9 protein-coding genes and 1 pseudogene are annotated in these 9,279 nt (G+C 73.0%); 3 read left to right on the forward strand and 7 right to left on the reverse strand.

All coding sequences use genetic code 11. The features are described 5' to 3' along the window. Positions 1-65: 65 nt before the first annotated feature. Positions 66-1,100 (reverse strand): annotated as a pseudogene (locus ABZ172_RS29755) (NUDIX domain-containing protein); the annotation flags it as partial. A gap of 194 nt (positions 1,101-1,294) precedes the next feature. Here ABZ172_RS29755 and ABZ172_RS29760 point away from each other — a divergent pair. Continuing rightward, the gene (locus tag ABZ172_RS29760; RefSeq protein ID WP_356888419.1) at positions 1,295-1,471 is read left to right on the forward strand and encodes a hypothetical protein; all 177 of its coding nucleotides are present in this window, start codon (positions 1,295-1,297) and stop codon (positions 1,469-1,471) included. A 15-nt stretch (positions 1,472-1,486) separates the two neighbouring features. Here ABZ172_RS29760 and ABZ172_RS29765 read toward each other — a convergent pair whose 3' ends face one another. Then, on the reverse strand, positions 1,487-2,455 hold the full coding sequence (locus tag ABZ172_RS29765; protein ID WP_356888421.1) for an ROK family protein: 969 nt from the start codon (positions 2,453-2,455) through the stop codon (positions 1,487-1,489). Between the two features lie 184 nt (positions 2,456-2,639). Here ABZ172_RS29765 and ABZ172_RS29770 point away from each other — a divergent pair, with 184 nt between their 5' ends. Further along, positions 2,640-3,668 (forward strand): LacI family DNA-binding transcriptional regulator, encoded by a 1,029-nt coding sequence (locus tag ABZ172_RS29770; protein ID WP_356888423.1) that lies wholly within the window; start codon positions 2,640-2,642, stop codon positions 3,666-3,668. A 30-nt stretch (positions 3,669-3,698) separates the two neighbouring features. Here the strand turns inward: ABZ172_RS29770 and ABZ172_RS29775 are convergent, their stop codons facing one another. The 5 genes from ABZ172_RS29775 to ABZ172_RS29795 form a co-directional block, all read right to left on the reverse strand. Continuing rightward, a complete protein-coding gene (locus ABZ172_RS29775; RefSeq protein ID WP_356888425.1) occupies positions 3,699-4,997 on the reverse strand; it encodes an aldolase in 1,299 nt (432 codons plus the stop codon). 171 nt (positions 4,998-5,168) lie between these two features. Then, positions 5,169-6,131: an electron transfer flavoprotein subunit alpha/FixB family protein gene (locus ABZ172_RS29780; RefSeq protein WP_356888427.1), complete on the reverse strand. Its 963-nt coding sequence runs from the start codon at positions 6,129-6,131 to the stop codon at positions 5,169-5,171. 58 nt (positions 6,132-6,189) lie between these two features. Further along, positions 6,190-6,975 (reverse strand): electron transfer flavoprotein subunit beta/FixA family protein, encoded by a 786-nt coding sequence (locus ABZ172_RS29785; RefSeq protein WP_356888429.1) that lies wholly within the window; start codon positions 6,973-6,975, stop codon positions 6,190-6,192. Between the two features lie 201 nt (positions 6,976-7,176). Continuing rightward, positions 7,177-7,683 carry a flavin reductase family protein gene (locus ABZ172_RS29790; RefSeq protein ID WP_356888431.1) on the reverse strand — a complete coding sequence of 169 codons (507 nt, stop codon included), beginning with the start codon at positions 7,681-7,683 and terminating at the stop codon, positions 7,177-7,179. A 196-nt stretch (positions 7,684-7,879) separates the two neighbouring features. Next, complete coding sequence (locus tag ABZ172_RS29795) at positions 7,880-8,206, reverse strand: thioredoxin family protein (protein ID WP_356888433.1); 327 nt, start codon at positions 8,204-8,206, stop codon at positions 7,880-7,882. Between the two features lie 220 nt (positions 8,207-8,426). Between ABZ172_RS29795 and ABZ172_RS29800 the strand changes: the two genes are divergently transcribed. Beyond that, on the forward strand, positions 8,427-9,149 hold the full coding sequence (locus ABZ172_RS29800) for a lysophospholipid acyltransferase family protein (protein ID WP_356888435.1): 723 nt from the start codon (positions 8,427-8,429) through the stop codon (positions 9,147-9,149). Positions 9,150-9,279: the final 130 nt, after the last annotated feature.

The raw sequence follows: 9,279 nt of genomic DNA on the forward strand, positions 1-9,279 counted from the left end.
CACTTCCTCCACCTCAAGGTTTCCGCGCGGTCCCGGCGGGTGTACAGGGCCGAGTGGGCACCTGGGCCCACCGGCACCCCGGCCTCCAGGTGCAGCACGGTGGACCGCTCGCGGGCCCGCAGCGCCCAGCGCAGCCGCTCGAAGCGGGTGGGCGGGAGCATCCCGGCCGCCTCCTCCTCGGTGACGAACCGCCAGCCGCGCAGCTCCGCACCGGGCAGCAGGAGCGTCGCCGCCTCGTCGCCGTGCAGCCGGCCGCCGTCGTACAGGAAGCGCAGCCCGCCGTACGCGGGTGGTTTCGGGGCCTCCCAGTCGACCACCAGGAGCTTCGGCACGGTGTCCAGGTGGAGCCCGATCTCCTCGGCGACCTCCCGCACGCCCGCCTGTGCCGGGGCCTCGCCGGACTCCACCACACCGCCGGGGAACTCCCAGCCGGGTTTGTAGGTGGGGTCGACCAGCAGCACCCGGTCCTGCTCGTCGAAGAGCAGCACCCCCGACGCGACGGTCTCGGCCCGTGGTTCGGGGGTCTGCACGATGCCGCACTCCCCGGCCTCACCGGTGCGCACCGCCTCGGCGATCCGCTCGGCCGTCTCGCACGGGGTGAGGCCGCTGGTGTCGATCGTGTGGGCGTCCTGGGACAGCCATCCGAGCGCCGCCCGGTAGGGCTCGATGTGCTCGTAGGCCCACTGCCGGATCCGCTGGTCGTGCTCGGGGTCGTCGGCGTGGTCCTCGCGTGCGGCGATCCGCCCGCGCAGGATCGTTTCCTCAGGTGAGAGCAGTACATGGCGCACCGGGATGCGCCGGGAGGCGAGCCCGCCGAAGATCTCGTCGCGGTAGTCCTGCCGCAGCAGGGTCATCGGGACGACCAGCACCCCGGGGAGTTCGGCCAGCAGCGCCGCGGCGGTGTCGACCACCAGGCGCCGCCATATCGGCAGGTCCTGGAAGTCGGTCACCTCGGCGAGCTTCTTCTGCGGCAGCAGCCGGCGCAGCCCCGCGCCGGTCAGCCCGGGGTCGTACAGGGTGCTGTCCGGGATCAGATCGATCAGTTCGCACGCGGCGGCGGTCTTGCCCGCACTGAACGCACCGTTGATCCAGACGATCACGGTTCCCCCTCTTCCGTAGCCCCCTGTGGCTTGCCCGCAACACCCCGCTCCGGAAACACGCGGGGGTCGTGCGCTTGCGCCGGCACGTCCGCCGGGGCGGTCCACCGTACGCGTCCGGTCGGGTGTGCCGGCGTGACGGCGGGCCCCGGGCGTCGTTGGAGCGGTCAGTCACCGGAACGACGAGGGGATGTGCGGTGCAGCGCACGGTACTTGAGCGTTTTCCCGCCGGCGGGCCACGCGGCAGCCGGCCCGCGGAGGAGTTCGCGGCGGCCCGCCGCGGCGAGGGGATGGCCGCCGAGGTCGTGATGGACCTGGAGCAGGACGCGTTCCTGGTGGTGGTGCCCCGGCAGCCCGCGGACGGGGCACGCTGAACCCGCGGCGCCGCTCTACGGGGCGGCCACCGCCCGCACGCCGTTCAGGGCACCGGGACGGGCCGTGGAGGCCGCGGCGGCCGCCCCGACCAGGCCCGCGTCGGTGCCCATCACCGCGGAGGTGACGGTGAGGCCCTGGACGAAGGAGAGCGTGGCGTAGTCACGCAGCGACGTGCGGAGCGGCGCGAACAGCACCTCGCCCGCGCCGGCGACTCCCCCGCCGATGACGGCGATGTCGAGGTCGGCCAGGGTCGCGGTGGCGGCGATCCCGGCGGCGAGCGCCTGTGCGGCCCGCTCGAAGGACGCGGCGGCGACCGGGTCCCCGGCCCGCGCGGAGGCGGCCACGGCGGCGGCCGTGGCATCGCCGTCCGGGCCGGGTCGCCAGCCGTTCTCCAGGGCGCGCCGGGCGATGTTGGGCCCGCTGGCGATGCATTCCACGCAGCCGCGCGCCCCGCAGGGGCACGGGTCGCCGTCCAGGTCGACGCTGATGTGGCCGATGTGACCGGCGTTGCCCGAGGGACCGGGGTGCAGTTTCCCTCCGAGGACGAGACCTCCGCCGACGCCGGTGGAGACGACCAGGCACAGCGCGTTGTCGTAGCCGCGCGCGGCGCCCAGCCAGTGCTCGGCGGCCGTCATCGCGACCCCGTCGCCGACGAGCGTCACCGGCAGCCCGCCGGTCGCCGCGGCCACCCGCTCCACCAGCGGGAAAGCGCGCCAGCCGGGGACGTTGACCGGGCTGACGGTGCCGGCCGAGGCGTCCACGGGGCCCGCGCTGCCGATCCCGACCGCACGCACCCGGTGCCACAGCGGCGAGCCGGTCAGCTCCGCCAGAACGTCGCTCACCGCCCCCATCACGACCTCGGCACCCTCACCTGCCCTGGTCGGGCGCTGCGCCCGCACGAGGAGGGAACCGGCACCGTCCACCAACGCTCCGGCGATCTTGGTACCGCCGATGTCGAGCGCGGCGACGAGGTCGGTATGCATCGGTGTGGACTCTCCGGAGGGGTGAGGGGCGGGACCTGCGACTTCAATCGGACGGTCCGCCCAGTCTCCATTCTCTTGACAACGTTGTCCAGGGCCTATGCTCGACGCCACAGCTTCCGGCCCCTCCCCGGCACCGACGGTGCGGGCCCGGAACGACTCGTTCCCGACGACAGGACAGCGCACCGTGGCCGAGACCGCCCGCCCTTCCGAGTCCCGCTACGGCAACAGGCCGACCATGAAGGACGTGGCGGCCCGTGCCGGGGTGGGACTCAAGACGGTCTCCCGCGTGGTGAACAGCGAGCCCGGCGTCACCCCCGACACCGAACGCCGCGTCCAGGAGGCCATCGAGGCGCTGGGCTTCCGCCGCAACGACAGCGCCCGTGTCCTGCGCAAGGGCCGCACCGCGTCCATCGGCCTCGTCCTGGAGGACCTCGCGGACCCCTTCTACGGGCCGCTGAGCCGGGCCGTGGAGGAGGTGGCCCGCGCCCACGGCGCCCTGCTCATCAACGGCTCCAGCGCCGAGGACCCCGAGCGTGAGCAGGAGTTGGTGCTGGCGCTCTGCGCCCGCCGGGTGGACGGCCTCATCGTGATCCCGGCCGGGGACGACCACCGCTATCTGGAGCCCGAGATGAAGGCGGGCATCGCCACCGTGTTCGTCGACCGCCCGGCGGGCCGGGTCGACGCGGACATGGTCCTCTCGGACAGCTACGGAGGGGCGCGCGCGGGCGTCGCCCACCTGGTCGCGCACGGCCACCGCAGGATCGGCTTCATCGGCGACCAGCCGCGCATCCACACCGCCACGGAGCGTCTGCGCGGGTACCACGCGGCCCTGACCGACGCGGGGATCGCGGTCGAGGACGCGTGGGTCTCCCTCGGTCCGACCGATCCCGCCCGGGTCAGGGCCGCGGTCGAGGGCATGCTGACCGGCCCCGCGCCGGTGACGGCGCTCTTCGCGGGGAACAACCGCGTGACGGTCACCGCCGTGCGTGTCCTCGCCGCGCACGACCGCGGTGTCGCCCTGGTGGGCTTCGACGACATCGAGCTGGCCGACCTGCTCGGCATCACGGTGATCTCCCAGGACGCCGCGGCGGTCGGCCGCACCGCGGCGGAGCACCTGTTCCGCCGTCTGGACGGCGCCGCCCACGCCCCCGCGAGGGTGGAGCTCCCGACCCGGCTGATCGCGCGCGGCTCGGGAGAGATCCCGCCCGCCTGACCGCCCGCGCGACCGCCCGTCCGGCCGTGCCTACGGGGCCGTCACGGTCAGCCCGGCGCGGCGGGGGGAGGCGAAACCGTCCAGGTCCGCGCGGGTCAGGCCGGTCAGCGCCTCGACCTCCGCGGTGTCCAGGGCGCCGCAGTCGATGCCCCGCAGGAGGTGGCCGCTGAGCGCCTTGGCGGTGGCGGGCTCGTCCATGACGGCCCCGCCGGCCCTGGCCACGTAGGCGGCGAGCCGGGACGCGGCCTGGCCGAGCCCCTCCCGGTAGAAGCCGTAGACCGCGGCGTAGCGGGTGGGGAGGTGCCCCGGGTGCATGTCCCAGCCCTGGTAGTAGGCGCGGGCCAGGGCGCGGCGGGTGAGGCCGTGGTGCAGCCGCCAGGCCTCGTGGACCTGCGGGGTGGGACCGACCGGGAGCACGTTGGTGGAGCCGTCGCTGATCCGCACGCCGGTGCCGGCGGCGGCGACCTGCATGACCGCCTTGGCGTGGTCGGCGGCGGGGTGGTCGCTGGCCTGGTGGGCGGGGCTGACCCCGACGCAGGCGCTGTAGTCGAAGGTCCCGTAGTGCAGGCCCGTCGCGCGGCCCCGGGCCGCGTCGATCATGCGGGCCACGGCCGCGGTGCCGTCCGCCGCCAGGATGGACTGGCTGGTCTCGATCTGGATCTCGAAGCCGAGGCGTCCGGCGGGCAGGCCGTGGGTCGCCTCGAAGGCCTCCAGCAGCCGCACGAAGGCGGTGACCTGCTCGGGATAGGTGACCTTGGGCAGTGTGAGGACGAGGCCGTCGGGGAGGCCGCCGGCCCGCATCAGCCCGGTGAGGAAGATGTCGGTGGTGCGGATGCCCCGGCGGCGCACGGCGGCCTCCATGCACTTCATGCGGATGCCCGTGTACGGGGCGGCGGTCCCGTCGGCGTACGCCTCGGCGACCAGACGCGCGGCGCGGGCGGCCGCCTCGTCCTCCTCCGCGTCGGGGCGGGGTCCGTAGCCGTCCTCGAAGTCGATGCGCAGGTCCTCGACCGGCTCACGCTCCAGCTTGGCGCGTACCCGGTCGTGGACGGGCTCCGCCAGCTCCTCGGGGATGCCGAGGACCGCCGCGAGCGCGGCGGCGTCGGGCGCGTGCTCGTCGAGCGCGGCGAGTGCCTGGTCGCCCCAGGTGCGCAGGGTGGTGGCGGTGAAGGTGTCGGCGGGCACGTAGACGGTGTGGACGGGCTGGCGTGTCCCGGGGTCGCCCGGGTACCGGCGGGCGAGCTCGGCGTCCACCGGTGCGAGGGAGGCGCTGATCTCCTCACCGACCGCGTCGGCGAGGCTCGTCGCCACCTTCTCCTGCTGACCCATGTCTGCACCCTCCACGCTTCGAGTAATTCCACTTACCGGAATCTTTCATCCGCATAGTGAAGTTATAAGCCTGCCGGTCCCTGCGTCAATGGTGGTCGGAAACAGCCCGGGGCCGCGCGGTGGGATCACCGCGCGGCCCCGGGCCTGCGTTCGGGCAGAGCTCCTGCCGGGTCAGCCCTTGCGGGTCTTGACCTCCTCGGTGAGCTGCGGGACGACGGCGAAGAGGTCGCCGACGACGCCGTAGTCGACGAGGTCGAAGATCGGGGCCTCGGCGTCCTTGTTGACCGCGACGATGGTCTTCGAGGTCTGCATGCCGGCCCGGTGCTGGATGGCGCCCGAGATGCCGTTGGCGATGTAGAGCTGCGGCGAGACCGACTTGCCGGTCTGGCCGACCTGGTTGGTGTGCGGGTACCAGCCGGCGTCGACCGCGGCACGCGAGGCGCCCACGGCCGCGCCGAGCGAGTCGGCGAGCGCTTCGATGATCCCGAAGTTGTCGGCGCCGTTGACACCGCGGCCGCCGGAGACGACGATCGCGGCCTCGGTCAGCTCGGGGCGCCCGGTCGACTCGCGCGGGGTGCGCGAGAGGACCTTGGTGCCGGTCGCGGCGGCCGAGAAGGAGACCGTGAGGGCCTCGACGGCGCCGGCGGCGGGCGCGGCCTCCACGGCGGCCGAGTTCGGCTTGACCGTGATGACCGGGGTGCCCTTGGAGACGCGGGACTTGGTGGTGTACGAGGCGGCGAACGCGGACTGCGTGGCGACCGGGCCCTGGTCACCGGCCTCCAGGTCCACGGCGTCGGTGATGATGCCGGAACCGGTGCGGAGCGCGAGGCGGGCCGCGATCTCCTTGGCCTCGGCGGAGGACGGCAGCAGCACCGCGGCCGGGGACACCGCGTCGTACGCGGCCTGGAGGGCGTCGACCTTCGGTACGACCAGGTAGTCGGCGAACTCCGGGGCGTCGGCGGTGAGCACCTTGACCGCACCGTGCTCGGCGAGCACGGCGGCGGTGTCGGCGGCCCCGTTGCCGAGCGCGACGGCGACCGGCTCGCCGATGCGGCGGGCGAGGGTCAGCAGCTCCAGGGTGGGCTTGCGGACGGCACCGTCCACGTGGTCGACATAGACGAGAACTTCAGCCATGGGACTTCAATCTCCTGCGTGCGAGGGAGTGCGGGGCGGTGGAGGGGACGGCCGGGGCTCAGATGAACTTCTGGCCCGCGAGGAACTCGGCCAGCTGCTTGCCGCCCTCACCCTCGTCCTTGACGATCGTGCCCGCGGTACGGGCGGGACGCTCGGCCGCGGAGTCGACCGCGGTCCAGGAGCCGCCCAGGCCGACCTCGTCCGCCTCGATCTCCAGGTCCTCCAGGTCCAGCGACTCCACCGGCTTCTTCTTCGCCGCCATGATGCCCTTGAACGACGGGTAGCGGGCCTCGCCCGACTGGTCGGTGACCGAGACGACGGCCGGCAGCGCGGCTTCGAGCTGCTCGGAGGCGGTGTCGCCGTCCCTGCGACCCGTGACCGTGCCGTCGGCGACGGACACCTCGGAGAGCAGCGTGACCTGCGGGACGCCGAGACGCTCCGCGAGGAGGGCCGGCAGCACGCCCATGGTGCCGTCGGTCGACGCCATGCCGCAGATGACCAGGTCGTACCCGGTCTTCTCGACGGCCTTGGCCAGCACCAGGGAGGTGCCGATGACGTCGGTGCCGTGCAGGTCGTCGTCCTCGACGTGGACGGCCTTGTCGGCGCCCATCGACAGCGCCTTGCGCAGCGCGTCCTTGGCGTCCTCGGGGCCCACCGTGAGCACGGTGATCTCCGCGTCGTCCGCCTCGTCGGCGATCTGCAGCGCCTGCTCGACCGCGTACTCGTCGAGCTCCGACAGCAGACCGTCGACGTCGTCACGGTCCAGGGTCAGGTCATCGGCGAAGTGCCGGTCGCCGGTGGCGTCGGGCACGTACTTCACACAGACAACGATCCTCAAGCTCACGCCGGCTCTCCTACTGCATCGTCATTTCTGGGCTGCCTTGTTGCACGCAGCATAGGCGCCTCATCGGGCGGTTTCCGGTCGGGACGACCGAGCTCCCGGTCGAATATTACTCACCAGTACACCCAATACGTTACCCCTGAGCAGGCGCAGGGAACTGTGACGTAGCCAACGGGCCCGGTTCCGCCGCCGACCTGCTCGTCCTCAGTCTCTCAGAGCGGTGAAACGGCCCTGGTGGTAGACCAGCGGCCGGCCGCCCCGCGAGGGGTCGCCGGCCACGACCTCGCCGATCACGATCCGGTGGTCCCCGGCGGGGATCCGGGCCACCACCCGGCAGACCAGCCAGGCCACCACCCCGCCGAGCAGGGGCACCCCCTCGGGCCCGCTGTGCCAGTCGGTGGACGGGCCGAAGCGGTCGGCGCCGCTGCGGGCGAACGTGGCGGCGAGCTCGTGCTGGTCCTCGCCGAGTATGTGCACGCCCACGTGCTCCGCCTCCGCGACCACCGGCCAGCTCGACGAGGAGGTACCCACCCCGAAGGAGACGAGCGGCGGCTCGGCGGCGACGGAGTTGAGGGAGGTCGCGGTGAACCCGGCGGGGCGCGCGCCCGCCGCGGTGATCACCGCGACACCGGCGGCGTGCTGCCGGAAGACGGAGCGGAGGAGTTCGGGCGCGCTCGTCCGGACGGTACGGAGGTCGGGTGAGGCCGTCATCGATGAATCCTTCGGCGAGAGGCGTACGGGGTCCGCGGTTTCTTCAGACACCCGGACAGCACGCACTCGCGTGGCGCACGAGGTCGAGGTGGACCCGGCCGAAGAGAAGGATTTCTGGCGGCATAACGTCAGAGTGACGATGCGTGGCGTACACAGTCAAGTGCGTCCCGTCATGTGGGAGATGCGTCACGGCCCGTCACATCGCCTCTCCCAGTGCGGCGACGACGTCCACCGTGCGCGGCGGACCCGCCGCCCGGCGCACGACGCGCCCCGCGGCGTCGAGGACCAGGACCGTGGGGGTCCGGCTGATGCCGAGGTCGCGCACCAGGGCGAGATGCGCCTCGGCGTCGATCTCGATGTGGGCGACGCCCTCGACCATCCCCGCCACCGCCGTGAGCGTGCGCCTGGTGGCACGGCAGGGCTGGCAGAACGCGCTGGAGAACTGCACCAGCGTGGCCCGCTCCCCCAGTGCCGCACCGAGCCGGGCCGCATCCAGCGTGTCACCCGTCGTCCGTCCGTCCATGACGCCCTCTCTCCCCGGAGCTCCGCCCCTGGGGTCAGCACCCCGCGGCCGCAGCGCATTCCCGGCGGATTCACGTGACGAGAATCTCTCGCCCCGGACGCTTAGGGGCTGGCCACGGCGTCGCACATGGGGCACGATCGCCCCAATGCCGAAAACCTACGGCTGCGTAACTTCCGCCGGGAGAACCCTCCCCAGGCATTGAAGAAGGGTCTTCATCCAGATGGCAGAACTCGTCTATCGGCCGGTCATCGGCGCCGCTCGCACGCTGTTCAAGGCGCTCGACCTGAAGATCGACACCCAGGGTTCGGAGCACATCCCGAAGACCGGTGGCGCGGTTCTGGTCAGCAACCACATCAGCTATCTGGACTTCATCTTCACCGGACTCGGCGCCCTGCCCCAGAAGCGGCTCGTCCGCTTCATGGCCAAGGACTCCGTGTTCCGGCACAAGGTGTCCGGACCGCTGATGCGCGGCATGAAGCACATCCCCGTCGACCGCAACCAGGGCGAGGACGCCTACGCGCACGCGCTCGCGTCCCTGCGCGCGGGGGAGATCGTCGGGGTGTTCCCCGAGGCGACCATCTCGCAGTCCTTCACCCTGAAGAGCTTCAAGTCGGGCGCGGCGCGACTCGCCCAGGAGGCCGGCGTCCCGCTGGTCCCGATGGCGCTGTGGGGCACCCAGCGGCTGTGGACCAAGGGGCGTCCGCGCAACTTCCGGCGCAGCCACACCCCGATCACGATCCGCGTGGGCGAGGCGATGGAGGCTCCCGCCGACCAGTACGCGGGAGCGATCACCCGCCGGCTGCGCGAGCGGGTGCAGGAGCTCCTCGAAGCCGCGCAGCGGGCCTACCCGGTGCGTCCCAAGGACGCGTCCGACACCTGGTGGGTGCCGGCGCACCTGGGCGGCACGGCACCGACGCCCGCCGAGGTGCGCGAGCACGGCTGACGCACGGCGCGCGCGGCCGGACGGGACCGTGGACCCCGTGCCGGGTCCGGTCCGGCGGTTCGCGGACCGCAGAGGGCGGACGACAGGCGGCGCGACGGCGGACGGCAACCGAAGAGGATGCCGTCCGCCG

Origin of the sequence: Streptomyces sp. NPDC006296, assembly GCF_040613235.1 — a bacterium.
Classification (GTDB): Bacteria; Actinomycetota; Actinomycetes; order Streptomycetales; family Streptomycetaceae; genus Streptomyces.

Coding starts and splice junctions, on each gene's coding strand:
- ABZ172_RS29795 (WP_356888433.1), bottom strand. CDS start 8,206: ATGGACGGACGGACGACGGGTGACACGCTGGATGCGGCCCGGCTCGGT.
- ABZ172_RS29775 (WP_356888425.1), bottom strand. CDS start 4,997: ATGGGTCAGCAGGAGAAGGTGGCGACGAGCCTCGCCGACGCGGTCGGT.
- ABZ172_RS29790 (WP_356888431.1), bottom strand. CDS start 7,683: ATGACGGCCTCACCCGACCTCCGTACCGTCCGGACGAGCGCGCCCGAA.
- ABZ172_RS29765 (WP_356888421.1), bottom strand. CDS start 2,455: ATGCATACCGACCTCGTCGCCGCGCTCGACATCGGCGGTACCAAGATC.
- ABZ172_RS29800 (WP_356888435.1), top strand. CDS start 8,427: ATGGCAGAACTCGTCTATCGGCCGGTCATCGGCGCCGCTCGCACGCTG.
- ABZ172_RS29780 (WP_356888427.1), bottom strand. CDS start 6,131: ATGGCTGAAGTTCTCGTCTATGTCGACCACGTGGACGGTGCCGTCCGC.